This window comes from uncultured Nitrospira sp., assembly GCA_902500695.1.
GTDB lineage: Bacteria > Nitrospirota > Nitrospiria > Nitrospirales > UBA8639 > Nitrospira_E.
On the sequence record CABVRQ010000003.1, the window covers coordinates 23,023 to 48,843 of the forward strand.

Sequence of the window (25,821 nt, forward strand, 5' to 3'; positions counted from 1 at the left end):
AGGATAGGAGTTTGACACTCCAATTTACCCTATGGTAGCTTGTGTCCCCTTTTGTGGTACAACACGATTATTCTGCCTGAAAACTAGAAAATACTGTCAGAGGGAAAGGTTATGTATGAAACTGTATGAATCACTGTGTATTCTTCGTCCCGTTCAAGCGGAAACAGAAAATGAGCGGGTGATTGAAAAAATGAAGGAAGTCCTAAGTCAGGCGGGGGCCAATATTTTAAATTTCGATAATAGCGGGAAGAAAAAGTTGGCCTATGATATTCAACACGAACGGAAGGGGACCTATATTACGGTTCAATTCGAAGGCCCTCCTACCGTCGTATTTGAGTTGGAGCGCTTTCAGCGTATGGAAGATCAGGTAATGAAGTTTATGACCGTAAAGCTGAACCCAAGTGACTTGGTTGCAGTAGCTGAAGCTGAAGCAAGTGGAGAGGATGCTGGAGATGGTGGGAATCAATTTCAATAAAGTCATTTTGATTGGAAATCTGACCAGAGATCCTGAGCTTCGGTATACACCCAGCGGCACACCTGTGGTTAATTTCCCGTTAGCGGTGAATCGCCGATACCGTCAGGGCGATGAGCCAAAAGAAGAGGTCTGTTATGTTGATATTGTCGTGTTTGGGCGACAAGCCGAACATTGTGGGCAGTACCTCAATAAAGGTGACGGGGCCATCGTTGATGGTCGCCTACAACAACGTCGATGGGAAGCAGACGACGGGCAGAAGCGAAGCAAACATGAAGTGGTTGCTCAAACAGTAACCTTCTTGCCGAAAAAGTCCTCCTCCGGTAGCTCTGGGTCAGGAGTGTCTGAGGAGTCTACCTATGATTCGGAAGAGTATTATCCTGACCCTATGCCCTAATTTTTAGCCGAGGAGAGGTTTCTGTGGAAAAAGGACGATTGTTTCAGCGGAAAAGAGTGTGCCGCTTTTGCTTCGATAAAACACCATTGGATTACAAAGATGCAAATCTATTGAGGAATTTCCTCACGGAACGCGGACGCATTATTCCTCGTCGGACATCGGGAAATTGCTTGCGGCATCAAAGAAAATTAACCCAAGCGATTAAGCGTGCCAGGCATGTTGCTATCCTTTCATTTGCAGAAGAACACTGAGGTCATCAGTTTTCTTCGATATGGGGCAGTAGGGTAGAATGGTGTGGTAGTGAAATGTCGATAATCATCAATCTACTTGATGTCCCCTCAGCAGGGCTTCAAATTCATCATGAGGTTGAGCCCTCGGCCTTATTGCTCTCCAATGATGAGGGAAGACCTATTGGGAACTTAAGTTGTTATGGAGAGCTATTTCTGACTGGCGAGCGGTCTGCATATTTTCAAGGGAAAATAATTGGAAGGATGGCCAGGGAGTGCGTTCGTTGCCTGGATCAATTTGAGGAAGATCTGTCATTATCGTGCGAGGTTGAATTTAAAAAAGCTGTGAAAGCGGTGAATGTGATTGTGCCGCACAGGGATAAAGGCAAAGGGGTAAAGGGGAGCGATAAACCCGTCGATGAGGATGCGACCGAAGAGGATGTTTACCCTATTTCAGGAAATGAAATCGACCTTCTTCCAGCTATTCGAGAGCAAGTCATTCTTGCTAGCCCTCTCCAATCCTTGTGCGATGAAAATTGCCTAGGGTTGTGCCAGGTATGTGGGGGTAATTTAAATGATGGCATTTGTGGGTGTTGTACCCCAGTTACAGGCTCAGAACCGGTGCCAAATTTCCAGCAAACAATATCAAAAAAAAATCCATCCAAGCGCTCCTCCGCTTCCGTTCGAAGGGGATCGTGAAGGCATCAGTCACCTCTTAACTGAAAAGTTGGACTATTATGGCAAATCCCAAACACAAAATTTCTAAAGCCCGCAGGGATAAACGGCGATCCCATCTCAAGCTCACCCCGCCAAATTTGTCTACGTGCCCTCAATGTCATGAGCCCAAGCCATCTCATACGACATGTTTGAATTGTGGGACCTATAAGGGGATCGCCATTATTTCGGTTGAAGAGGGCTAAACGGCATTTTTCTTCTCGAGCCAGTCATCTTTTAACACCAAACTCATGAAAATAGCCGTGGACGCGATGGGGGGGGATCATGGATTATCTCCCAATGTCGAAGGAGCCATACAGGCTACAAGGGAATCCTCTCTCTCGATTATCTTGGTCGGAGACGAACCCTCTCTCCAATCTCATCTGGACAAACTCGGCGGTACCAAAGCCGGCATTGAGATTTTTCATGCGCCACAAGTTGTGGATATGCATGAATCTCCAGCGTTGATTGCCAGAAAAAAACGAGATTCTTCCATATGGAAAGCCACAGAATTAGTTAAAAATAAACAAGCCGATGCGTTGGTGTCTGCAGGAAATACCGGTGCCACCATGGTATCAGCGTTTTTTCTTTTGGGATTGATTCAAGGAGTTGAACGACCCGCAATTGCAGCGACATTGCCGACTCGCCAGGGCAAGGCAATCATGTTGGATGTCGGCGCCACTGTTGATTGTACTGCCAGACAACTCTTTCAGTTTGGAATAATGGGGCATGAATATGGGAGGCATCTCCTAGGAAATGATCGTCCAAGGGTAGGTCTGTTGAGTATTGGGGAAGAAGATACAAAAGGGAATGAAGTCACAAAAGAAACCTTTAAATTATTGAAGGATAGCCCCATTAATTTCATTGGTAATGTTGAAGGGCGGGATGTCTATAGTGGAAATGCCGATGTCATCGTTACGGATGGGTTTATTGGAAATGTGGCCTTGAAAATTTCTGAAGGGTTGGCGGATGCGATAAAAAAAATGCTGATGAAAGAAATTGCCCAGTCAGCCCTTGGTCGGCTTTCCTATCTGTTTGTGGCCGGACCCCTTCTGCGGTTACGGCGAAAAACGGATTATGCCGAATTCGGCGGAGCTCCTCTTTTGGGGGTTGAAGGTATCAGTATGATCTGTCATGGTCGTTCCTCATCGAAGGCGATTAAAAATGCTATTCTTCGAGCCCAGGCTTTGGCGGAAGGTGGTTTGATTGAGGCAATCCGAGGGGACATTGCGCATGGGTGCAGGTGAATTCAAAGCGGTGTCTCAAGTATGAATAGCGTGATTCTAGGGACAGGGGCCTATGTTCCCAAGCGAGTCTTGACCAATACGGATTTAGAGCGCATGGTTGACACTTCGGATACCTGGATTATTGAACGAACAGGGATCAGGGAGCGCCGGGTGGTTGAGCCAGGGCAGGCCTGTTCCGATTTAGCTGTTGAGGCGGCTCAGCGAGCGTTAATTGCTGCTGATGTGGCGGCATCCGAGATCGATCTGATCCTTTTAGCCACCTGTACAGGAGATTCTCCTCTTCCTTCCACAGCCTGTCTCATCCAACATCGGTTAGGGGCAACTCGGGCAGCGGCTTGCGATATTTCCGCCGCCTGTTGCGGGTTTATCTATGCGTTGGCTATTGCAGATGCCTATGTGAAAAATGGGATGGGGCACGTATTGGTCATTGGTTCCGAAGTCATGTCAGCGATAACCGATTGGACCGATCGCAATACGTGCGTCTTATTTGGCGACGGGGCTGGGGCGGTCGTGGTAGGTCAAGGCCCTGAAGGTTCGGGGATCCTTTCCACGCATTTGCATGCCAATGGCGGGCTTTCGGATATGATTCAGGTGCCTGGAGGCGGATCGCGGGAACCGGCCTCCAAAGAGGTTCTTGAAGAAAAACGATGTTTTATAAAAATGAAGGGTAATGAAACTTTTAAAATTGCTGTCAAATCAATGGAAGAGGCCACCAAAGAGGCATTAGACGCCAATAAATTAGAATTGGACGATGTCGATCTCTTCATTCCTCATCAGGCTAATATGCGGATTTTGAATGCCGTGGCCCAGCGATTGGGGTTGGCTCGAGAAAAGTTGATGATAAATTTAGATCGATTTGGTAATACCTCTGCAGCATCGATTCCGTTGGCGCTCGATCAAGCTGTCCAGGAGGGGAGAATTCATAAAGGGAGTGTGGTGCTCTTGGCAGCATTTGGTGCAGGTCTGACCTGGGCATCAACTGTTGTTCGTTGGTAATGTGACTGCCGGCGGGTGTCTCTTCCCTGAATGAGATCATTGCCACACAAGCAGGGAAAAAATCTGAGGCTTCCAACAAGAGCAAACCAAAAGATTTGGAAGGTTTAAAGAGAGGGGAATTATGTCTGGAACGACCTCATGGGGCGAAAATGATTGGGCGCTGATTCTTGGAGCTTCTAGCGGTTTCGGAGAGGCGGCAGCTTTGGAGCTGGCCAATTTAGGTTTGAATATCTGTGGGGTGCATCTTGATCGAAAATCAACACAGCCGAATGCAGAGCGTATTGCTTCCCAGATTCGTTCACTCGGGCGGGAGGTTCTATTTTTTAACGTCAATGCAGCCGATCCTGAAAAGCGTGCCGACATTTTGAAAGCGCTGAAGCAACGTGCGGAAGAATCGGGGAAGCCTGTTTGTGTGCGGGTGTTGTTACATTCGTTAGCTTTTGGGACACTGAAGCCGTATATTGCGGAATCCCATGCAGAAGCCATTAATAAAGCGCAGATGGATATGACGTTGGATGTCATGGCCAACAGTCTGGTGTACTGGACACAGGATTTAGTGGCACAAAAATTTTTGGTATCAGGGAGTCGAATCTTCTCCATGACCAGCGCCGGAGGGGCACGAGTCTGGCGAACGTATGGAGCGGTTTCCGCTGCGAAGTCGGCCCTGGAGTCCCACACCAGGCAATTAGCTCTGGAACTGGCTCCTCTGGGTATTACCGTAAACTCGCTGATGGCCGGTGTCACGGATACCCCAGCTTTGCGTAAAATACCAGGGTCTGATGAAATGCTGACCTTAGCCAAACGAAAAAACCCTTCAAACCGACTGACCACGACCCAAGATGTCGCCGATGCGCTAGGGCTGTTAAGTCATCCGAAAGCCCATTGGATCACTGGGAATGTGATTTGTGTGGATGGTGGAGAGTTTATTGTTGATTAATTTCTGGAAGTGAGAGGGGCCATGTTGTGGGCTGCTCCTGAGTCATGGAATTTTTTAGAGAGTGAGCGAAAAAGATGACGCCAGTCTTTGGTTTTCTGTTTCCTGGGCAAGGCTCGCAGTCAGTTGGCATGGGAAAGCCTCTTTTTGAGAGTAGCACCACGGTTCAGGCCCTCTACCAGGAAGCCTCGGATATCTTGGGATACGATGTGGGTGGATTGTGTTTTGAGGGGCCGTCGGAGCAACTCAATCGAACTGAATTTACGCAGCCGGCATTGCTGGTGACTAGTCTCGCAGCATTTCAACTGGTCCGTGAAGGTCCCCTTCTTCCCGCCGCAGTTGCCGGTCATAGCTTGGGTGAATATACCGCATTAGTGGCGGCAGGTGCGCTGGATTTTCGAGAAGCAGTTAATTTGGTGCAGAAGCGAGGACGTTATATGGCGGAAGCGGTGGCTCCTGGAAGCGGGTTAGTTGCCGCGATCTTAGGCCTTTCGGAAAAGGATGTCCGAAGCGTCTGTCAAGAAGCAGAATCTGTAGGAGTTGTGGCTCCAGCCAATTTCAATTCTCCAGGACAGACGGTCATTGCGGGAGAAAAAGCCGCAGTGGAACATGCGGCAGAATTGGCTAAAGCACGTGGAGCAAAGCGGGTCATGCCACTTCCAGTCAGTGTCCCGGTTCATACCCCATTGATGCAGGTTGCTGCTGACAGACTGAAAAAAGATATTGATTCTTTAAAGTGGTCTGCTTTAAATGTACCGTTGATTAATAATGTGGAAGCCAAAGCCTTGTTATCAGCGGAGGAGGTTCGTGAGTCCCTTGTGCGACAATTACCTTCCCCCGTACGGTGGCAGGAAACTATTCAGGCCATGGCTCTAATGGGTATCACGCATTTCGTGGAAATCGGTCCAGGGAAAGTCCTGACTGGATTAGTAAAGCGCATTGTTCCAGAGGCTACCACGTGGAATGTGATGGATCAGGAATCCTACGCTCACGTCCTGTCACACTGTGCCTAATGACAAACTGGGCCAAATTTTCAAGAAGGATTTGAGAATGTTGTTGACGGATAAAATTGCAGTAGTGACGGGTGGTGCCCAAGGAATCGGGCAGGCGATTGCGACCACATTGGCCAGGGAAGGTGCCGATGTCGTGGTTGCCGATCTTGATGCTGAACGTTGTCAAGAAACCGTGGAGCTTGTCCAACAATTGGGTCGCAAAGCGTTGGCGGTTTCGGTCAATGTTGGCGAATGGGAGCAGGCTAAGGGAATGATGGATCGCGTCCTCAAAGAATGGGGTCGAGTGGATATCCTGGTGAATAACGCAGGAATTACGCGCGATGGGTTGTTAATGCGGATGAAAGAAGAGGATTGGCTTGCCGTCCTGCAGGTTAATTTGACCGGCACCTTTTTCTGTGCAAAGGCCGTTCTGCCTTCCATGAGCAAGCAACGAAGTGGTCGAATCGTCAATATTGCTTCCATTGTCGGAGCGATAGGGAACATGGGCCAGGCCAACTATGCCGCGTCAAAAGCGGGAGTGATTGGTCTCACCAAAACCATTGCCCGGGAGTATGCCAGTCGAAATATTACCGTCAATGCCGTGGCACCGGGATTTATTGACACCGCGATGACCCAACATCTTTCGCCGGAAATTAAAGAGGGGTTACTGAATCAAATTCCATTAAAGCGGTTAGGGCAACCTTCGGATGTTGCCGATGCGGTGTGCTTTCTGAGTTCAGAGAAGGCCGGGTATATTAGCGGTCATGTGTTACATGTGAATGGCGGGATGCATATGGCGTCCTAAGCCCATGCGCAACAGGATGTGTCTCATTCGATAAACTTTGCAACGAGGAGGAGCCAACAATGGCAGTTGAAGAGCGTGTTAAAAAAATTATTGTGGAACAATTAGGTGTTGAAGAAGATGATGTGGTACCTGAGGCCAAGTTTGTAGAAGATCTGGGAGCTGATTCCTTGGATACGGTGGAATTGGTGATGGCCTTAGAGGAAGAGTTCGAAATCGAAATTCCTGATGAAGATGCAGAAAAAATTCAAACAGTCTCAGCAGCCATTGATTTTATTAAGGAAAAAGTCTAATAAGGACATTAATCGCTGTGCGAAATTGCGGTTCACCCATGGTTGATCGTGGGCATCGTGGAGGTAGGACCTTAGATTCAGTATCCGGGTTTTTCAACCATGATGCGTACGGAGTTCCTCAATGACTGAATGGACGCCACGACGAGTGGTCGTGACAGGATTGGGATTGGTTACCCCGTTGGATATTGGTGTGTCCAACACATGGGATAAACTATGTCAAGGCCAGTCCGGGATCGGACCCATTACCAGATTTGATGCTAGCCAGTATTCAGTGCAGATTGCGGGGGAGGTTAAGAACTTTGACCCCTCGACGTTCATTGAGAAAAAAGAAATTAAAAAAATGGATACCTTTATCCATTTTGCCATTGCAGCCAGTCAAGAGGCAGTGGATGATGCCAAGCTTGTGGTGAATCCGGATGAGGCGGATCGTGTAGGTGTCTATATTGGAGCAGGCATTGGAGGTCTTCCGGCCATTGAGCATTATCATAAGGTGTTGCTGGAACGTGGCCCGGACCGGGTTTCGCCATTTTTTATCCCGATGGTCATTATTAATTTGGCCTCAGGGCAGGTGGCGATTCGTTTTGGAGCCAAGGGTCCAAATGCCTGTACGGTCACGGCTTGTGCCACAGGGAATCATTGTATCGGGGATGGATTTCGACTGATTCAGCGGGGAGAGGCCGATGTCATGCTGGTTGGGGGAGCGGAATCAACCATTTGCCCGACAGCAGTTGCGGGATTTGCAGCGGCGAAGGCGTTGTCCAGGAGAAATGATGAACCGAAACGGGCCAGTCGGCCTTTTGATAAAGATCGTGACGGGTTTGTCATTGGCGAAGGAGCCGGGGTTTTAATCTTAGAGGAATTGGAACACGCCAAATCTCGTGGTGCGCGCATCTATGCCGAGGTGCTCGGCTATGCCATGAACAGCGATGCCTTTCATATAACCGCTCCGCCAGACGATGGTGCCGGTGCGGTGACTTGTATGGAGCGTGCGATTCAGGATGCGGGGATCGCTAAAGAATCTGTGGGATATATTAATGCCCACGCCACATCCACCTTTGCCGATCGGATTGAAACGCAGGTCATCAAAAAAGTCTTTGGGGACCAGGCCTATTCCATTCCTGTGGGTTCTACCAAGTCCATGACCGGCCACTTATTGGGGGCTGCCGGGGGAATTGAAGCGGTTTTTTCTATCATGGCCATGCACCATGGCGTCATTCCTCCGACCATCAATTTGGAGACGCCAGACCCCGAATGTGATTTGGATTATATTCCGACTCATGCCAGATCCTGTTCTGTCGATGTCGCCATTTCAAATGCATTTGGATTTGGTGGTGTCAATGCCTGTTTGGTGTTCCGCCGTTGGAAAGGCGAATAGGCAGCATTGTCATTTTCGATTGAATTGTTTTGAGAGATGTGCTTCTCCAGAACTTCAGTATCCGTTGCCCCGACCTCACCCCGAAAAGATATGATATACTACATTGTTTTGGTCAAAAGATAAGAGAATAACGATCATGCGTGTCAACATTAGCATTTCTTTGTAGATCTCGTGGCTGCTCTTGCATTTGAAGACCTTCAAGAATCCTTGGAGTATGTCTTTAAGCAGCAGGCTTTGCTGTGTGAGGCTCTCACCCACCGTTCATTTTCTCAAACTCAACCCCAGGCGGTGAGTCCCCACAATGAACGGTTAGAATTTTTAGGGGATGCGGTCCTGGGATTGATTGTGAGTGAAAGTCTTGCCGCGATGTTCCCAAGTGGCACAGAAGGCGAACTCTCCAAGATTAAAGCGGGATTGATTAGCCGATCCACTCTCTCGAAAGCGGCGAGTCGTCTCCAGTTGGGACAGTGGTTACGATTGGGTCGGGGGGAGGAAGCCACAAAGGGTCGAGAAAAAATATCGCTGTTAGCCAATGTCCTTGAAGCGATCATTGGTGCGGTGTATCTTGATGGTGGGTTGGAGGCCGCAAGAGCATTTATTCAAAAAGTCTTGACTACGGAATTTTCTTCCTTACAGAACTGTCCTGTGTCATCAGTCGGGTGGGATGGGAAAAGCCGTCTGCAAGAATGGACGCATAAACAATTTGGGGTAAGTCCGCAGTATCGACTTGTTCAGGAATCAGGCCCTGACCATCAAAAGGTCTTTGCTGTCACGGTGGAAATTCAAGGAAAAATTATGGGACAGGGAGAAGGGCGGACAAAAAAAGAAGCCGAGAAAGGTGCGGCAGCGCAAGCGCTCGCGCAAGCTGGACTTGTTGTTTCAGCCGAGCCAAATCATTTAATCAAGAGATCAACAGATTAGCCATGGAGGAGGAATTATGAGGGTTGTGTCGCAGCCACGGATTTTAGCGAGTGCTCTACGTCAGCTTATGATGGTGATCGGACTGTTCACCATTGTCACCGCAGGTGGTTCTCTCCTCCCAACCTGGGCGGCTGCGGAAGAACCATCGAAGGCTGAGACCAAGGCACCTCACGTACTGATCAAAACGAAATTCGGGGAAATGGAAGCCGTGTTATTTCCGGACTTAGCACCCAAGCATGTTGAAAGCTTTCTCAAATTAGCGAAGTCAGGATTTTATAACGGAACCATTTTTCATCGGATCATTCCTGGATTTATGGTTCAAGGGGGGGATCCTTTGACCAAAGATCCAGCCAATCGAAGCCGGTTTGGAACCGGTGGACCGGGATATACGGTTCCAGCAGAATTTAACCGGGTTGCTCACGAAAAAGGTATTCTCTCTGCGGCGCGCACGGCAGATCCCAATAGTGCGGGATCGCAGTTTTTCCTCATGGTGGATAAAGCCCCCCATCTGGATGGCCAGTACACCGTGTTTGGTGAAGTGGTGAAAGGCCTTGAAGTGCTTGATACAATTGTGAGCCAGCCTCGCGACTTGAAGGATAATCCACTAGAGCGGATTGAAATGACCATAGATGTGATGCCGTAACTCGGGAGAGGAAAGCCGGGGAAGGTTGGTGGAAGGTAGCCGATCAGCTGACCGGCTCGGTCGAAGGGTGGTCGGGTGCGTAATCAAATCCACTCGGGATAATGATGCGCCCTCCTGCCCCGGTTTGGCGGGCGAGTTGTTCTGCTACATCGGGATGGCGTTCCCGGATATATCCGAGTAATCCATGTAAAAATCGATGGGAACGAAGTCCTGGTCCGGAAAATTCTTGAATGAAGGTATGGGCCTGGTCTAGGACGTTGGTGACCAAATGAGATTCTAAGGGTTGGCGTTCGCCGAAGACCTTAAATTCCTTTCGTAATTCTTCACCGAAAGCGGGCATTCCTGAGTCTGGTATGTGGATCAGGCTGAAACTTCGTCGGAGGCTTTGGAGGCCTTCCAACACCTCGGCGTCCTGCGCGTCACGCCGGTCCTGGAAAAATCGATAAGCCAAGGCCTCAAAGACATAAAATATTTCAGTCGCCCGTTCACCCCCGAGATCCAATAATTGTCGATAGAATCCTCGACGTTCGAGTTCAAACCGGTTCCCCACTCGTTTTTGCTGATAGTCATCATTGCTTTCGAGAAAGACGCAGGATGTCGGGCAACTGATATTCATGATGCGGTTTGTCCCGCAACATTGGCTGCAAATCATTCCTCCAAGTGCGGGACACGTCCGTTTGCCCTTACGTTGATGACAATAGAGGCACTTACTCATTCGCCGCATCTTTCTTGAGCCAGCCTAATCCATAGTCAGACCAGGAGCGGGGCTTTTTGTTGGGGTTATCGTTTGAGGGACGCTCAAGACCATTAATTTCTGCGCCGTTCACATACAGATAGGGAACCATAATCACATGATTGACGCGGTCGATCCCGATCCCCGAGGGGGACAACAGAAACTCGGCAATCACCTCTTTTTTGTGATTGGCCAAAATTCTCCAGACTTTCCCTGCCGTTAAATCAGACACATACATGGTGCCATATTTGTCAAAATCAATACCGTCTAAATTATAAAATCCACCGGTAAAAAATGTATTGGCAAACAGCTCCTGAATCGTCCCGGTTTCATCAATCTCAAAAATCTTCCCATCCTCCCATCCAACACCGACGACATGCCCATTCCTGGGATGCATGGTGAGGCCGCGAGGGTGCGACAAGCTTTCATGCTGGACAAAGACCTTCACGGTATGATCGTGGCCAGGGTCATCAATGTGATAAATGGTATTGGAATCGGCATCAGACACATAAAGCCCGCCTTGACGATCCGCTGCCAGCCCGGCAAGCGATTGACTGTGAAATTGTGTGAAGGGAATGGTGTACAGGGATTGTCCGGTGTTTTTGTCAAATCCTCGGACCACATCCAGGTCCGTTACATAAAGGGTTGAGTCTACAAGAACCATTCCTTTTGGTGAGTTCAATGTGACCGACTTTTGACCGCCTTGTATAAAATGGAGGTCAATCATCTTTCCCTCAGGGGTCACTTTGCTGATAAACCCTTTATTTTCGCGTGTCCCGGGGTCTCCGTTGGCATTGGCGATGAAATAGACCTGCCCTTCATCGGCAATCATGCTTTGCGGGAACGCTAAATTCGCCACCTCCTCGGCATAGCCAGCAGTCCAACAACCCAGCACCAACACACTGGTGAGGATCGCATTCCTGAAAGAGACAGCAAGACAAGATGGATTCATGGAAATAACCGAACTTTCGCTGAGACGATGATGATGATCAGAGCGACAAGGGATGGTTAGGGGAAAACCTGAGGTGGCATGGTAAGTGAGGTTTTTATAGGGTGTCAAGGAAGGATGACGCATGCATTTCGTTGACGAAGATTTTCCCTGCCTGATATCGTAAACTTCTCTATGAGTTGCCTACCGCTTTTCTGTCAAGGCCCTGTTGAATGATTGAAATATTTTGCTATTGATCAGCATGCGTAGGTAACGAGAAACCATACGAAAAAATGATGGAGTGTTCAAAAATGTCCGACCAGCAAGGCCGCAGGCACTTGGGCGGACGGAGCGTACGAAGAAGTACGTGAGCACGGCCAAGTGGCGAGAACGCCGCTGGCGGCATTTTTCAACACTCCCGGAAAAGGAGTCAACGTGCCCGCACAGATCATTGATGGCAAAGCATTAGCCCAGGCGATTCGGGAGGGCATTGCTGAAGACGTTCGCCTTTTCGAAAAAGGTACAGGAATCAAGCCAGGATTAGCCGCAGTATTGGTAGGAGACGATCCGGCATCGGCCGTCTATGTGCGGAACAAGAAAATTGCCTGTGAAAAAGCCGGACTCTATCCTCAGGAACATCTTTTGCCGGCATCGACCCCACAAGAAACATTATTGAAGCTGGTCCATCAGCTCAATGCCGATCCTCGTATCCACGGCATTCTGGTCCAGCTTCCCCTGCCTCCAGGCATGGACAGTCAAGCGATTTTGCACGCCGTCTCTCCCGAGAAAGATGTCGATGGATTTCATCCGGTCAATGTCGGGCGTTTAGTAACCGGCGACCCGGGGTTTATCCCCTGTACGCCCAAGGGGGTCATTCAGATGATCGATTCGACCGGACAAGATATTGCCGGGAAACGAGCCGTGGTGATTGGCCGTAGTAATATTGTGGGAAAACCTGTGGCCATGTTGCTTTTGCACCGGCATGCCACCGTCACCATCTGTCATTCACGCACCAAAGATCTTCCCGGCGTGGTTCGTGAAGCCGACATCGTGATTGCGGCCATCGGGAAACCGCTTTTTGTCACCCCGGAGATGGTGAAAGACGGGGCGATCGTCATTGATGTGGGGATCAATCGATTAGCCGATGGAAAATTAGTCGGGGATGTGGATTTTGGTCGGGTTAAGGAGCGAGCGGGATGGATTACACCCGTTCCCGGTGGTGTTGGCCCGATGACGATCGCCATGCTGCTTCAGAATACGGTTGAATCCGCCAAGCGGGTTGCTGGCAAATAACCCTCATGGCATACAGAAGAAGTCGGCACACATGACGATTCCGGAATTTACACAACATAAGAAACAGGGTAAAAAGCTCACGGTCGTGACAGCCTACGATGCGCTGTTCACGCGGATTGTGGAGCAAGCCGGGCTTGACGTCATTCTCGTCGGAGATTCCCTTGGCATGGTCGTGCAAGGCAAGCCCAACACCTTATCCGTGACCATGGAAGACATGCTTTATCACACGCGGCTGGTGGCTCAGGCCGCCCAACGGGCGCTGGTGATTGGAGACATGCCGTTTATGTCCTACCAGGCGAGTGTGGAAGACGCGGTGAGGAATGCGGGACGGTTTCTGCAAGTGGGGGCCGCCGCTGTGAAACTTGAGGGTGGCGCGCCGGTGGTCGATCGGGTTGAGGCCATGACCCGGTTTGGCATTCCCGTCATGGGTCACCTGGGCATGACCCCACAGTCGGTCAATCAATCTGGCGGATATTCGGTTAAGGGCAAGGCGCAGGAAGAAGCGGAAACGATTGTGAGTGATGCCAAGGCCCTGGAGGCTGCGGGGGCATTTGCGGTGGTGTTGGAATGCATGCCGACCGGGCTCGCGCAACGCATTTCCGAAGCCCTCTCGATTCCGACCATTGGCATTGGAGCCGGGCAGGGATGTGATGGGCAGGTGCTGGTGCTCTACGACCTGTTAGGCCTGTTCGATGACTTTGTCCCGAAATTTGTCAAACCCTATGCCCATCTCAAAGCGGATGCCTTGCAGGCGCTCCGGCGGTATAAAGAAGAAGTTGAATGCGGAAAATTCCCAACCGACAATGAAAGTTATCATTAGTAAAGCCTCACGCCGGACTCCTCTCAATCTTTGGGCTAAACATTTTTCACATCCTGCCAACGTTCAATATTTCCAGGCCAACGGTTATCTATCAGCAACTTGACTAACTTCGTCAGTTAACCAAAAATTCCTATGGTCTATTCAAGGGTGTTCGGTTGGGGCCTGATGTCCTGCGAGACCGGCAGGGGGTTCGCAGTCGGTTAGACGTGATGTGAACCCATCAAAGGATTTGTTGTTATGCGGATTAATTTAAATATTTCCAATTTCTCCGGTACAAGAAATGAATGTCACTGAAGATAGCCTACGGGAATAGATAGGAGTATTCCATTCGTGTCTTTCGAATACAGCCGATATGTATCTTTCGTCCGAGATCGGGAAGGAGTTGCTTCATTTCGCCCTCTTGCCAGCTCGCATCATTGGATATGTGTCCACGCAATTTGGAACAGCCATCGAGTACTTCCCAGCTGAAGCTGCGGTTATCGAGGCACAGAGAGGCAGTGCAAGAATTGAAGACTTGCTGGTGTCTGCACCACCTTGGCTTCGCGAAACGGGCCATTTATTGAGCATTATTGGCTCCAATAGCGGCATTTCAGATGCGACGCTAAGCGGTGCTTTTCCATTTCGGCTTATGAATGACGGGACAGAGTTTTTTATTAACAATATCAATTTTGAAGCGAGGGACTGGAAATATCACATACATTATGCCGAAGTGTACGGTAACCGTTCTGCTCATTGTTGGAACCGAGAACGAGCTATTTCGCGAGCGAAGGATGAAGTCCTCGCAGCTCTTGTCGAAAGCAAAAGAGCTCAGGAACGACGCATTTCTATTCGTCAGTACATTGAACCTTTAAGCGGAAGACAGTGCTGTTCTTGGGCGATTATGAAGACGGAATGGCTCGTTTTGTCGACATCGGAGATGAATTAACGCGCCTCGGGTACGATCCTCTGCTGATTGAAAATGTTCCAGGCCACCTTTATCAGGATCTGGTGCAGAAAGTAGTGGCTATCGGTGCAATCGCTCGATTCGTCATAGTGGATGATTCTTCAAAATCGGGGCATCTGATGGAGTTTGAACTCTGTAAGCAGAATCGTTGGGTGACAGTTATCCTTCGGGGCGATGGCCAAGGTGCTTCGTGTATGACAGCTGCCGCCTCAATCTTTAGCAACGTCATCGTGGAGAAGGCATATTCACTAGACGCACCTGATGCCGCAATTTTCGAGGCTGCTGAGTGGGCAGAGACCAAGCTGGAAGAGGTTCAAAGAAACTTGGACGCAACCTACCCATGGCGGGAAAAGAGCAGCTAATATGGCAACCCACGCAAGGATTTTTTTTAGATCTACACATGACTGAATCCAACTTGGTAATGTCGAATGCGAGGTTTTCGTCGTGTCCGGTTAGTGGACAGAACAGGTATGCACAAGCAGTCTAAAAAGGCTTTTTGCTCATTTTCTACCTATGTTAGGTAAAATAAAACAGATCTACAAAATAACATATCCGACAGGGAAAATTTATATCGGAAAAGATAGTTACGGAAGCGCTCGGTATTTTGGCAGTCCAGATATGGCATTATTAAATGCCGATTTTGAGAAATTGCCAAAGGAGCAGCGTCTTGATTACACCATTAGAAAACAAATCTTGTGGGAATCTGAAACGGCTACAGAAGCTGAACTTTCTATAAAAGAAATAGAAATGATTAGAGAGCATCGTTCTAATGATTCTGAAATAGGTTACAATCGGTGGCCGAGATTCAAATAATCAAAAAGGTCATCGCAAGATTAGGTCACATTCCTAGTCCATCAGAAGTCTAAAAGAGTAGGAGTCTCTTGGCGAAGTAGACGCCTAAGGCCTATTTGGCTCTACAAATGACTGAATACAACTGTAGCGATCGGACTTCGAGATTTTTATTGTGGTTGGCGCGTAGATATGGCAGGAGAGTATGAGCAGCCTAAAAGACTTAGGACTCTTTTTTCGGTAGCTTCTTGCGGTGCCACGAGTGTGGTACAACTTGTCACTCAGGGATCTGGCGAATCTGCTATTTGCCGCCTGGGTCGTATTCCCTGTGCGATACCATTGGGTTTCTGTGGACCGACGTCCAATCTATCCGACGGTCTCAAAAGGAAATTGAATGTGGAGTATGTTCAACAGGCGATGAAAAATTTCATTAAAAAAATATTAAAACAATATGGCTTGAAACTGGTGAGGGAACTTCCATCCAAGTTTTCCGTGTCCGTGAGTGTGGATTCCATCAAAGACCATATGTTTGGGTATATCAAGGAGGTCATGCGTGCATTGGAGGATGACCCGGGGGTGGTCACTCGTCGTGATGCCATAATCGGCCTTCGTCAACTCAGTCTTGACGACTTCGGTCTGGTTATATTGTCCATGCCTGACCCTGAGTACCCCAAGCTTTCACGATTACTTCCTACTATGGCGAGTGATGAGGTTCAGCGAAGCTGGACGGGGAACCATGGTCTGGCATTGCTCAAGGAAACCACGGCGTTTGTGCGTGCGTTGAGTTACAACTACACGCGCGTGACTGGGAGACAATTGGATGATGCCACTGTCCTAGACTTTGGATGCGGCTATGGCCGTATCGCCCAATTACTCTATTACTTTACTGCCGAGGAACAAATCTTCGGAGTTGATCCCTGGGAACAGTCAATTGAGCTTTGTCGGGGGTCGGGACTGTGCACGAATTTCGCCGTATCCGAGTATCTACCTACCTCCCTACCGGTTGGGGAGACAAAGTTTGATCTCATTTATGCCTTCTCTGTGTATACTCATCTATCCCGCAGGGCGATGACGACTTCGTTGAACACCTTGCGAAAGTATATTGCGGATGATGGCCTGTTAGTCATGACCATTCGCCCTGTCGAAAACTGGGAGCATGACCCCCATACATCACCAGAGCAGAAAGTGGCCCTAGCCGTTCGACATCGCGAGGAGGGCTTTGCTTTCAATCCCCACAACCGGGCGCCGATCGACGGTGACGTGACCTATGGGGATTCCTCGATGACCTTGGATTGGATTGTCGCCACCTTCCCCGACTGGACGATCAAAGCGACCGATCGGTGTTTGAGTGATCGTCTTCAGCGGTATGTATTCCTGGTGCCACGCTGACCGGGGAAGACCCGGCGTTTATGGTCGGGAAATGTGGCCTTGTTTATGAAGGAAAGCCGCAAGCTGAAAGGGGGAAACGCTTGCTTGCCACAGCAGGGTATTCCTTGTATGCTCCTGCCTAAATTGCAGATTTTCCAGGATAAAGGATGAGTCTCATGGAGCTTCCAGAGGATATGCAACAATGCCGTCAAGAGATAGACCGGCTTGATGATGACATTCTCAATATATTGAATGAGCGATCCCAATACGTCATTAAAATCGGGCATCTGAAAAAACAACAGGATTCTTCGGCCCATCTTCATACGCCCGGTCGGGAAGTGGCGATCGTGGAACGGTTGATGCGCAAAAATCCAGGTCCGTTTCCTAGTGAAGCTCTTCGCCATCTTTACCGGGAGATTATGTCGGCGTCCCTCTCTCTCGAGGGAACGCAAACGGTCGCGTATTTAGGACCACCTGCCACCTTTACGCATCTGGCTGCCATGCGGAAGTTCGGGGGATCGGCCGACTATGTGTCGGTCAATAGCATCAAGGATGTGTTTGATGAAGTGGAGCGGGGACGTATGCGGTTTGGCGTGGTTCCCATAGAAAATTCGACGGAAGGGGTGGTCAATCATACGTTAGATCTGTTCGTGGACTCACCTCTGTTGATTTATGGTGAAGTGATGCTGGAAGTGTCCCATCACTTTCTTTCGAAGGCGGAAAAATTAGATGAGATCAAGACGGTCTATTCTCATCCGCATGCCATTGCCCAATGTCGAAACTGGCTGGAAACCAATTTGCCTTCTGTAAATTTTGCGGAAGAGCCAAGTACGGCTCGGGCCGCTGAGCGGGCCGTGAATGATCCAACCGCCGGGGCGATTGCCTCCGAATTGGCTGCTCAGTTGTATGGGTTAAACATTCTACGATCACGAATTGAAGATAACATTAATAATTTCACCAGGTTTCTCATTTTATCCCAAAAGGGAGCTGAGCCAACCGGTCGGGATAAAACGTCGATCATTGTTTCAGCCAAAGACCGGGTTGGAGCCCTGTATGACCTGATCCGCCCGTTTTCATCGCACGGCATTAGTATGACAAAAATTGAATCACGGCCTACCAGGCGAAAAGTCTGGGAATATCTGTTTTATATGGATTTGGAAGGTCATCAGGACGATGATCGTCTGAAGAAGGCCTTGGAGGAAGTTCGGTCACGTTGCTTGATGATGAAGGTTCTGGGGTCGTATTCTTCCCATCAGTAGGGTCTGACGCTACCTGTCCTCTGCCCTTGAGGAATGGAGATCAGGGAAGGGGCTGCTGCAACCGATCGTCTCAGGTAGACCAGAAATTTTCTGAATTTTTCCTGCATGTCCACAAGAGAAAGAATGTAAGCCCATGCCATTGCATGTCCATCCCACAATTGCCTCGTTAACACCGTATTCTCCAGGGAAACCTTTGGACGAATTGGAGCGGGAACTGGGAATTAGTCAGGCCATTAAATTGGCCTCCAATGAAAATCCTTGGGGTCCATCGCCGAACGCACTGCAGGTTCTAGCGGAGGCAGCAGCGTCGCTTCACCGGTATCCGGATGGCGGGGCGCACTATCTTCGCCAGGCGTTGGCGGAGCGCTGGAAGATTCACGATGATCAGGTTCTGGTGGGCAATGGTTCAGATGAAATCATTAGTCTCTTAGTCCGCGCCTTCCTCTCACCCGGTGATGAAGCGGTGATGGCCGATCTGACCTTTGTGATGTATAAGCTTTCCGTGTTGGGAGGGCATGGTGTGCCGGTAGAGGTGCCCTTAAAAAATTGGGTCCATGATGTGGCGGCCATGGTTGACGCGGTCACCGACCGCACGCGGCTCTTTTTTCTCTGCAACCCGAATAACCCCACGGGCACCATGCTGACGGCAAGAGAAATAGATGGATTCCTCTCCAGGCTTCCCGATCATGTGGTTGTCGTATTTGATGAGGCGTACTATGAATACGTGCGACATCCCGATTTTCCGGACAGCTTGCAGTATGTTCGCGACGGGCGACCGGTTGTGGTCCTGCGGACGTTTTCGAAAATTTATGGACTGGCAGGATTGCGCGTGGGATATGGGTTGACGACCAGAGAAATTGCCGGCTATGTGAATCGGGTTCGTCCCCCCTTCAATGTGAATAGCTTAGCTCAAGAAGCCGCACGAGCAGCTCTTTCCGATGACGACCATGTGGCCAAAAGCCGGGCCATGAATGAAGCCGAAATGACGTTTCTGGAAGACAGGCTGACCACCATGGGTTTAGAGCCCGTTCCCAGTCAAGCCAACTTTTTGTATTTCAATGTCGGGATTGACGGAAAGCGTGCGTATGACGCGTTGCTTCGGGAAGGCGTGATCGTTCGGCATATTCGTGGGTCAATGCTCCGAGTGACCATTGGCCAACCGACCGAAAATCGTCGTTTTCTTGAGTCTCTGACCCGAGTGCTTTCCACGGTGTCCTAAAGCAAGGATTCTGATTCATTTAATGGTTATTGTCTTAAAACCCGAAGCCACAGAGCAGAATATTGATCACCTGATTGATCGTCTTCGTTCGTTAGGGATGGTCACCCAAATCACGAAGGGGAAAGAACGGACTATTGTGGCGGTGCTCGGCGATGACCGGGTGCTGCAAGGACAGCCCTTGAGCGTGTTTCCCGGTGTGGAGAGTGTGACTCCGATTCTGGCTCCTTGGAAGTTAGTGAGTCGTGAATTTCAAAAACACGATTCCGTCATCGATGTGGCGGGCGTGAAGGTTGGGGGAAGCCGGATCGTGATTATGGCCGGTCCGTGCGCGGTGGAGAAATTAGAAATTACGGTGGGTATCGCCCAAGATGTGGCGAAGGCCGGCGCCACCATTTTGCGTGGCGGCGCGTATAAGCCTCGTACATCGCCCTATTCCTTTCAGGGATTGGGGCAGGAAGGATTGGAGTTTTTGGCTGAAGCCAGGCGACAAACCGGTCTTCCGGTGGTGAGTGAAATTTTGGATGCACGTGATCTCGGTCATTTTTTGGAAAAAGCCGATGTGATCCAAGTTGGCGCCCGGAATATGCAGAATTTCGAACTCTTAAAAGAAGTCGGGGCCTATGACAAACCCGTCTTGTTAAAGCGTGGGCTGTCGGCCACGATTAAAGAATTACTCTTATCCGCAGAATATATTATGTCCCGTGGTAATCGGAATGTCATGCTGTGTGAAAGGGGGATTCGCACCTTTGAGACTCAGTATCGCAACACGCTGGATTTGAGTGCGGTTCCTACCCTAAAGGAAATGACTCATCTGCCGGTCATCGTGGATCCGAGTCACGCAACGGGTAATTGGAAACTTGTGGCTCCTATGGCCAAAGCCGCGATTGCAGCAGGAGCTGACGGCTTGTTGATTGAAGTCCATTCTAATCCGGAATGTGCCTTGTGCGACGGAGAGGAATCGCTGAAGCCCAGCCGGTTTACCGAACTCATGAATGATTTGCAAAAGGTGGCGCAGGCTGTAGGTCGGGAACTTTGATTGTTCTCTTGTGAATTCGGCACTGTTGCCTTCCATCATGACGACTTCCCATTTAAAACCGCTGTTCGGGCACGTGACCATTATCGGGATAGGCCTGCTTGGCGGCTCTCTCGGCCTTGCGCTGAAGGAACAGGGTTTAGCCAAGATGGTCGTGGGAATCGGTCGTCGGCAAGAAAATCTCGAATTAGCCGTCCGAATGGGTGCCATTGATCAATTTGCCCTGGAGCCTCATCGGGCGGTGAGTCAATCGGATTTAGTAGTTCTGGCCACTCCTGTTGAGACCTATCTCTCCCAAATTGACCTTTGGGGAAAAGATCTGGCCCCGTCCGCCATTGTGAGTGATGTGGGGAGCGTGAAAGGCCAACTGGTCTCAAAAATTGAAGCCAAGTTGCCTCCCTCGGCGTTTTTTGTCGGCGCTCATCCGATTGCCGGAAAAGAAAAATCTGGTGTGGCTCACGCCGATTCGCATTTGTTTCAAGGCGCTCGATGTATGCTGACTCCGACTCCCCAGACGAATGCCCAGGCCCTGGAAAGGGTTCGTCATCTTTGGGAAACTGTCGGATCTGTGGTGGCGTCGATGGATCCCATGGACCATGATTGGGTCTTTGGTGCGGTGAGCCATCTGCCTCATATCGCGGCTTTTTCACTCATGCACACCCTGGAGTCGTTGCAAGAAAGAACATCCCAGACTGCGGACTTGCTGAAGTTTTCTGGTGGAGGATTGCGTGATACCACGAGGATTGCGGCCAGTTCGCCTGAAATGTGGCGGGATATTTGTGTCGCTAATCATGCGAATTTATTAGAGATGGTTGATCGGTATATTCAAAAGCTACAAGACTTTCGGGAGTTGTTGAACAAACGGGATGCAGCTGGATTGTACGATGCGATTGCCAGGGCTAAAGCCTCACGAGAACGGTTGATATGAGTCAGTTCACTATTCTTCCGACCAAACATCCCCTTCGTGGTAGCGTGTCGGTGCCAGGGGACAAATCCATCACGCATCGTGCCCTCATTTTTGGAGCTTTGGCGCAGGGCCAGACACGTATTACTGGCTACTCTAAAGGAGAAGATTGCCTGAATACCCTTAGTGCGATTCGTGCTTTAGGGGCTGATGTGCAGGAAACGCCTGAGGGACTTGAGGTGACCGGCAAAGGGCTCTGGGGGCTGCAGGAACCTTCGAATGTTTTGGATTGTGGAAATTCCGGGACGGGTTTGCGCCTATTAGCCGGTGTGTTAGCCGGGCAAAATTTCTTTTCCGTTCTCACGGGTGATGCTTCTTTAAGAAGTCGTCCGATGGGACGGGTGGTCACACCTCTTCGTCAAATGGGGGCCGTCATTTCAGGAAGGCGTGGTGGTGAGTTGGCTCCTTTAGCTATTCAAGGGACCGGACTGAAGGCGATCCTCTACGAATCTCCCGTCGCAAGCGCCCAAATTAAATCGTGTGTCCTCTTGGGCGGTCTCTTTGCCGAAGGGACGACTATTGTGAAGGAGCCTAGAAAATCCCGAGATCATACGGAGCGTCTCCTGGACTATTTTGGAGTCTCCCTCCAGGTTGATGGGTGCACCGTGCAGCTTCAAGGTCGACCCTCTTTTGATGGAAAACCGATTGCGGTCCCCGGAGATATCTCGGCTGCGGCGTTTTTCATGGTTGCCGCATCTATCGTTCCCGATTCGGATATCTTACTCACTGATATAGGGTTAAATCCTGAACGAACGGGTATTCTGGATATTCTCCTGGAGATGGGGGCTGATATCACCATCGTCAATCAACGTGAAATATCGGGGGAACCAGTAGGTGACATCCGTGTGCGGTCTGCTCCGCTGAGGGGAGTGACCATTGGGCCTGAACTCATTCCCAAAACGATTGATGAATTGCCTATAGTGTGTGTGGCTGCCGCTTTGGCCCATGGCCAGACACGCATTACCGGAGCACAAGAACTTCGGGTGAAAGAGACCGATCGCATTCGAGCTATGGCGACGGAATTATCGCGTCTCTGCGTTGAAGTTGAGGAACAGCCGGATGGATTAATCATCAATGGAGGTTCCCTTCTTAAGGGTGCGATTTGTCAGAGTTATGGCGATCATCGGGTTGTGATGTCATTGGCCATTTGCGGATTAGTGGCAGAGTCTCCGGTTACCATTGAGGATGTGGCTTGCGTTGAAACCTCTTTCCCGGGATTCAAGGATAAGCTGTTGGATTTATTGACAAATTCTTAGCGACCATTATAATGCTTCAGAAATTAGTTGATAAGAGGAGAACAGGGCCGTTCAACGTCGTCGGTTAATGATCACTATTGACGGTCCAGCTGGAGTCGGGAAAAGCACTGTGGCCAAGTGTTTGGCTACACGTCTCGGATATGTTTACCTGGATACGGGTGCTTTATATCGAGCGATTGCCTGGAAAGTTGAGGAAGACCAAATAGACCCGAACAATCCTGCTCACATCCAAGGACTTCTTGCACGGACAGATCTGAGACTGATGCTGAGTGGGGATGGCCTTTCCGTTTGGGTTGATGGGCAGGCTATTAACCAGGAGGCCATCAGAACACCAGCCATTAGCCAATTGGCATCCTGCGTTGCGGCAATTCAGCCTGTCAGGGACTGGTTACTCCCGATTCAGCGAAAAATTGGCGGTGAAGTTGGGGTTATCGCTGAAGGAAGGGATATGGGGACACGGGTGTTCCCAAGTGCTGATGTGAAGTTTTTTCTGGATGCGGAATTGGAGGTTCGAGCGAACCGGCGCCAACAAGAATTGGGTCAACAAGGGAAAGCCATTGATCTGGAGACGGTGCGTGACGACATGGCGGTCCGAGATGATCGTGACCGGACCAGAATGGTTGACCCGTTACGGCCGGCGCCTGAGGCGATCATGATCGACACCTCTAGACAATCTGTTGAAGAAGTTGTTGGACGTATGATGCAAATCATAGCGGATCGTTTGTGAGTGGAGCGGCCTACGGGCTGTTATGGATCCTGTTTAATGGGTTGGCGCGTCTCCTGTTTCGATTTCGGACAGAGGGTTCCCAACATTTTCCCAAGACAGGCGGAATCATCGTTGCGGCTAACCATGCCAGCTACCTTGATATTCCCCTGTTAGGGTGCGCGATTCCGCGGAGGGGGTTTTTTTTAGGGAGAGCGAGCTTATTCCCCAATCGGTACATGAATTGGGCCTTGCAAAAGCTTGGCTGGATCCCTCTGAAAACCCACAAACTGGACAGGAAAGCCTTTGGACAGGCACTCTCTCACTTGCAAGCAGGTGAACCCGTAGTTATTTTCCCTGAGGGAACAAGGACGGAGGACGGGTCCTTGCAAATCGGGAAGCCTGGCCTAGGCTATTTAGTGGCTGAATCAAAATGCCAGGTGATTCCTGTTTATATTTCTGGTACCTTTACAGTTCTTCCCATTCGTGCAAGATGGCCACGGTTGTTTCCGGTAAGGGTCAGCTTTGGGAAACCATTGAAATTTTGTAAAAAAGATAATGGGGAGAGTGCCAAATCATTTTATGAAGACGTATCGACAACTGTGATGGATCATATTGCTCAGTTGGGTGGGGTTCCCTCTCCAAACAGGCAGATGTATGAGACAGATTTAAGAAGCAAATTGTGAGACTAATCATGGCAATCACCATTTAACCCGCCAAACTCTGCTGGAGGTATCAAAAGTCGGATGAATACTCTTACTCAACAACCTGAAAAAATGGATCGCGAAACTCTTGCCGCGTTATACGATGAAACGTTTAAAAATATTGAAGAAGGAACGATAACCGAAGGCAGGGTCATTGATATCCAGCGAGATCGAGTGGTGGTGGATATTGGCTATAAGTCTGAAGGCATGATCCCTGCCGACCAATTCTCTCCGGAAGAGTTGGAACAGCTGGCGGTAAATGATCCGGTTCAAGTGTATATTGAGCAATGCGAAGATGCAGATGGTAATTTGCTCCTCTCCAAAGAAAAAGCCGACAAGATGAAAGTTTGGGAGGATTTGGAAGTTGCCCACAAAGATGAAAAACAAGTTCAAGGGAAAGTCATTTCTCGTATCAAGGGTGGCATGATCGTTGATATTGGCGTGAAGGCCTTTTTGCCAGGATCGCAAATTGACTTAACGCCGGTCAGAGACCTGGATGGGCTGGTCGGGAAAACGTATAACTTTAAAATTATTAAGATTAATCATCGTCGAGGCAATGTGGTGGTCTCCCGACGGGCTCTTCTAGAAGAAACCCGCGACAAACGAAGACAATCGACTTTGTCTACGTTGTCTGAAGGGCAGTTGATTGAAGGGACTGTGAAGAACATAACGGATTATGGGGCTTTCTTGGACTTGGGTGGCATTGATGGTTTGTTGCATATCACCGATATTTCCTGGGGCCGTGTGGGGCATCCATCCGACATGTTCTCCATTGGAGATCGTGTTGAAGTCCTAGTATTGAAATACGACCGGGAAACGGGACGTATCTCTCTGGGCGTTAAGCAAAAATCTCCAGACCCTTGGACCAAAGTTGAAGAAAAGTATCCGTCAAGAAGTCGCGTGAATGGTAGGGTTGTGAGCCTGACCGATTATGGGGCATTCGTCGAATTGGAGCCAGGTGTTGAGGGTTTGGTCCATGTGTCGGAAATGTCTTGGACCCATGAAGTTCGCCATCCCTCAAAAGTGGTGTCCGTGGGCGATACGATTGAGGCTCAAGTGCTTCATGTTGACCAGCATAGCCGGAAAATTTCTCTTGGTATGAAACAAACGGCTCCAAACCCCTGGGATATAATTGAGGACAAGTACCCTGAAGGTACAGAGATTGAGGGCAAAGTAAAAAGTGTGACCGATTTTGGCGCCTTTGTAGGTTTAGATGAAGGTGTCGATGGGTTGATCCATATTTCTGATATGTCATGGACCAAGCATATTAAGCATCCTTCTGAGCTGTTCAAGAAGGGGCAATCGGTCAAAGCCGTTATTTTGAAAATTGATAAAGAAAAAGAGCGGTTATCTTTGGGGTATAAGCAGCTGATCTCGGATCCATGGGTCTCTGATATTCCACAGCAATATCATGTTGGAGAAGTCACCAACGGCAAAGTTTCAAAAATCGCTGACTTTGGGGTATTTGTGGAATTAGACGGCGGGGTTGAAGGGTTAATACATATCAGTGAGATCGGGCCGGATGTACAGGAGCGGCTTGAGGAAAAGTTTGCTGTTGGTCAGGAAGTCGCCGCGAAAATCGTCAAGGTGGACTGTGATGATCGGAAAATTGCTTTAAGTCTTTGGGAGCATTTGAAGGATCTGGAGCAAAGCGAGGTTGAAGAGTTTAATAGCTCTCAAGGCAGTGTCGACCAGAGCCTTGGGCGAGTTGTTCAAAAGAAAGAAGACCAAGGGGATGAGGGCGAATAGGCCTCAGAGGCAGGATGATTGGATGAATAGGGGGCTTTATGGCCAAT

30 protein-coding genes are annotated in these 25,821 nt (G+C 49.5%); 28 read left to right on the forward strand and 2 right to left on the reverse strand.

Features of this window, described 5'->3' with window-relative positions; all coding sequences use genetic code 11:
• The first annotated feature begins 115 nt into the window (after window positions 1-115).
• The 14 genes from rpsF to AAH187_RS01080 all read left to right on the forward strand — a co-directional run bounded on the left by rpsF (window position 116) and on the right by AAH187_RS01080 (window position 10,013).
• The gene (gene rpsF / locus AAH187_RS01015) at window positions 116-475 is read left to right on the forward strand and encodes a 30S ribosomal protein S6 (protein ID WP_342346571.1); all 360 of its coding nucleotides are present in this window, start codon (window positions 116-118) and stop codon (window positions 473-475) included.
• Window positions 453-869, forward strand: coding sequence for a single-stranded DNA-binding protein (gene ssb / locus AAH187_RS01020; protein WP_342346572.1), 417 nt, complete (start codon window positions 453-455; stop codon window positions 867-869). Before rpsF ends, ssb begins: the two co-directional genes overlap by 23 nt.
• A 23-nt stretch (window positions 870-892) precedes the next feature.
• Complete coding sequence (rpsR, locus tag AAH187_RS01025) at window positions 893-1,120, forward strand: 30S ribosomal protein S18 (protein ID WP_312646208.1); 228 nt, start codon at window positions 893-895, stop codon at window positions 1,118-1,120.
• 54 nt (window positions 1,121-1,174) lie between these two features.
• Complete coding sequence (locus tag AAH187_RS01030) at window positions 1,175-1,795, forward strand: DUF177 domain-containing protein (RefSeq protein WP_342346573.1); 621 nt, start codon at window positions 1,175-1,177, stop codon at window positions 1,793-1,795.
• Between the two features lie 38 nt (window positions 1,796-1,833).
• Window positions 1,834-2,016 (forward strand): 50S ribosomal protein L32, encoded by a 183-nt coding sequence (rpmF, locus tag AAH187_RS01035; protein ID WP_312646209.1) that lies wholly within the window; start codon window positions 1,834-1,836, stop codon window positions 2,014-2,016.
• Between the two features lie 45 nt (window positions 2,017-2,061).
• A complete protein-coding gene (gene plsX, locus AAH187_RS01040; protein WP_342346574.1) occupies window positions 2,062-3,057 on the forward strand; it encodes a phosphate acyltransferase PlsX in 996 nt (331 codons plus the stop codon).
• A gap of 21 nt (window positions 3,058-3,078) precedes the next feature.
• Window positions 3,079-4,053: a beta-ketoacyl-ACP synthase III gene (locus tag AAH187_RS01045; RefSeq protein ID WP_342346575.1), complete on the forward strand. Its 975-nt coding sequence runs from the start codon at window positions 3,079-3,081 to the stop codon at window positions 4,051-4,053.
• Window positions 4,054-4,174: 121 nt separating this feature from the next.
• Window positions 4,175-4,990 (forward strand): SDR family oxidoreductase, encoded by an 816-nt coding sequence (locus AAH187_RS01050; protein WP_342346576.1) that lies wholly within the window; start codon window positions 4,175-4,177, stop codon window positions 4,988-4,990.
• A gap of 74 nt (window positions 4,991-5,064) precedes the next feature.
• Window positions 5,065-6,000, forward strand: coding sequence for an ACP S-malonyltransferase (gene fabD, locus AAH187_RS01055; RefSeq protein ID WP_342346577.1), 936 nt, complete (start codon window positions 5,065-5,067; stop codon window positions 5,998-6,000).
• Window positions 6,001-6,037: 37 nt separating this feature from the next.
• On the forward strand, window positions 6,038-6,784 hold the full coding sequence (fabG, locus tag AAH187_RS01060) for a 3-oxoacyl-[acyl-carrier-protein] reductase (RefSeq protein WP_342346578.1): 747 nt from the start codon (window positions 6,038-6,040) through the stop codon (window positions 6,782-6,784).
• A gap of 59 nt (window positions 6,785-6,843) precedes the next feature.
• Complete coding sequence (gene acpP / locus AAH187_RS01065; protein WP_312646215.1) at window positions 6,844-7,074, forward strand: acyl carrier protein; 231 nt, start codon at window positions 6,844-6,846, stop codon at window positions 7,072-7,074.
• A 121-nt stretch (window positions 7,075-7,195) separates the two neighbouring features.
• The gene (gene fabF / locus AAH187_RS01070; RefSeq protein ID WP_342346579.1) at window positions 7,196-8,449 is read left to right on the forward strand and encodes a beta-ketoacyl-ACP synthase II; all 1,254 of its coding nucleotides are present in this window, start codon (window positions 7,196-7,198) and stop codon (window positions 8,447-8,449) included.
• A gap of 171 nt (window positions 8,450-8,620) precedes the next feature.
• On the forward strand, window positions 8,621-9,370 hold the full coding sequence (gene rnc, locus AAH187_RS01075; RefSeq protein WP_342346580.1) for a ribonuclease III: 750 nt from the start codon (window positions 8,621-8,623) through the stop codon (window positions 9,368-9,370).
• Window positions 9,371-9,386: 16 nt separating this feature from the next.
• Window positions 9,387-10,013: a peptidylprolyl isomerase gene (locus AAH187_RS01080; RefSeq protein WP_342346581.1), complete on the forward strand. Its 627-nt coding sequence runs from the start codon at window positions 9,387-9,389 to the stop codon at window positions 10,011-10,013.
• Between the two features lie 43 nt (window positions 10,014-10,056).
• Here the strand turns inward: AAH187_RS01080 and AAH187_RS01085 are convergent, their stop codons facing one another.
• Both AAH187_RS01085 and AAH187_RS01090 read right to left on the reverse strand, forming a co-directional pair.
• Window positions 10,057-10,629 carry a hypothetical protein gene (locus tag AAH187_RS01085; RefSeq protein ID WP_342346582.1) on the reverse strand — a complete coding sequence of 191 codons (573 nt, stop codon included), beginning with the start codon at window positions 10,627-10,629 and terminating at the stop codon, window positions 10,057-10,059.
• 91 nt (window positions 10,630-10,720) lie between these two features.
• Window positions 10,721-11,698 carry a hypothetical protein gene (locus AAH187_RS01090; RefSeq protein ID WP_342346583.1) on the reverse strand — a complete coding sequence of 326 codons (978 nt, stop codon included), beginning with the start codon at window positions 11,696-11,698 and terminating at the stop codon, window positions 10,721-10,723.
• Window positions 11,699-12,109: 411 nt separating this feature from the next.
• Between AAH187_RS01090 and folD the strand changes: the two genes are divergently transcribed.
• From folD to AAH187_RS01160, 14 genes are all read left to right on the forward strand, one after another.
• Complete coding sequence (folD, locus tag AAH187_RS01095) at window positions 12,110-12,967, forward strand: bifunctional methylenetetrahydrofolate dehydrogenase/methenyltetrahydrofolate cyclohydrolase FolD (RefSeq protein WP_342346584.1); 858 nt, start codon at window positions 12,110-12,112, stop codon at window positions 12,965-12,967.
• 31 nt (window positions 12,968-12,998) lie between these two features.
• The gene (gene panB, locus AAH187_RS01100) at window positions 12,999-13,787 is read left to right on the forward strand and encodes a 3-methyl-2-oxobutanoate hydroxymethyltransferase (protein ID WP_342346585.1); all 789 of its coding nucleotides are present in this window, start codon (window positions 12,999-13,001) and stop codon (window positions 13,785-13,787) included.
• Between the two features lie 352 nt (window positions 13,788-14,139).
• Window positions 14,140-14,712 carry a hypothetical protein gene (locus AAH187_RS01105; RefSeq protein WP_342346586.1) on the forward strand — a complete coding sequence of 191 codons (573 nt, stop codon included), beginning with the start codon at window positions 14,140-14,142 and terminating at the stop codon, window positions 14,710-14,712.
• Entirely contained in the window at window positions 14,679-15,092 is a 414-nt protein-coding gene (locus AAH187_RS01110) for a hypothetical protein (protein WP_342346587.1), read from the forward strand. Before AAH187_RS01105 ends, AAH187_RS01110 begins: the two co-directional genes overlap by 34 nt.
• Before the next feature lie 151 nt (window positions 15,093-15,243).
• Window positions 15,244-15,543, forward strand: coding sequence for a hypothetical protein (locus AAH187_RS01115; protein WP_342346588.1), 300 nt, complete (start codon window positions 15,244-15,246; stop codon window positions 15,541-15,543).
• 372 nt (window positions 15,544-15,915) lie between these two features.
• The gene (locus AAH187_RS01120; protein ID WP_342346589.1) at window positions 15,916-16,908 is read left to right on the forward strand and encodes a class I SAM-dependent methyltransferase; all 993 of its coding nucleotides are present in this window, start codon (window positions 15,916-15,918) and stop codon (window positions 16,906-16,908) included.
• A 155-nt stretch (window positions 16,909-17,063) separates the two neighbouring features.
• Entirely contained in the window at window positions 17,064-18,146 is a 1,083-nt protein-coding gene (gene pheA, locus AAH187_RS01125) for a prephenate dehydratase (RefSeq protein ID WP_342346590.1), read from the forward strand.
• Window positions 18,147-18,279: 133 nt separating this feature from the next.
• Window positions 18,280-19,365: a histidinol-phosphate transaminase gene (gene hisC, locus AAH187_RS01130; protein ID WP_342346591.1), complete on the forward strand. Its 1,086-nt coding sequence runs from the start codon at window positions 18,280-18,282 to the stop codon at window positions 19,363-19,365.
• A gap of 22 nt (window positions 19,366-19,387) precedes the next feature.
• Entirely contained in the window at window positions 19,388-20,401 is a 1,014-nt protein-coding gene (gene aroF, locus AAH187_RS01135; RefSeq protein ID WP_342346592.1) for a 3-deoxy-7-phosphoheptulonate synthase, read from the forward strand.
• 37 nt (window positions 20,402-20,438) lie between these two features.
• Window positions 20,439-21,326 carry a prephenate dehydrogenase/arogenate dehydrogenase family protein gene (locus AAH187_RS01140; RefSeq protein ID WP_342346593.1) on the forward strand — a complete coding sequence of 296 codons (888 nt, stop codon included), beginning with the start codon at window positions 20,439-20,441 and terminating at the stop codon, window positions 21,324-21,326.
• A complete protein-coding gene (gene aroA / locus AAH187_RS01145; protein WP_342346594.1) occupies window positions 21,323-22,618 on the forward strand; it encodes a 3-phosphoshikimate 1-carboxyvinyltransferase in 1,296 nt (431 codons plus the stop codon). The genes AAH187_RS01140 and aroA overlap by 4 nt, the downstream gene beginning before the upstream one ends.
• A 67-nt stretch (window positions 22,619-22,685) precedes the next feature.
• Window positions 22,686-23,345: a (d)CMP kinase gene (gene cmk, locus AAH187_RS01150; protein WP_342346595.1), complete on the forward strand. Its 660-nt coding sequence runs from the start codon at window positions 22,686-22,688 to the stop codon at window positions 23,343-23,345.
• Window positions 23,342-24,007, forward strand: coding sequence for a lysophospholipid acyltransferase family protein (locus AAH187_RS01155; protein ID WP_342346596.1), 666 nt, complete (start codon window positions 23,342-23,344; stop codon window positions 24,005-24,007). The genes cmk and AAH187_RS01155 overlap by 4 nt, the downstream gene beginning before the upstream one ends.
• Window positions 24,008-24,067: 60 nt before the next feature.
• Window positions 24,068-25,774, forward strand: a complete 1,707-nt coding sequence (locus AAH187_RS01160; RefSeq protein ID WP_342346597.1) for a 30S ribosomal protein S1 — start codon at window positions 24,068-24,070, stop codon at window positions 25,772-25,774.
• Window positions 25,775-25,821: the final 47 nt, after the last annotated feature.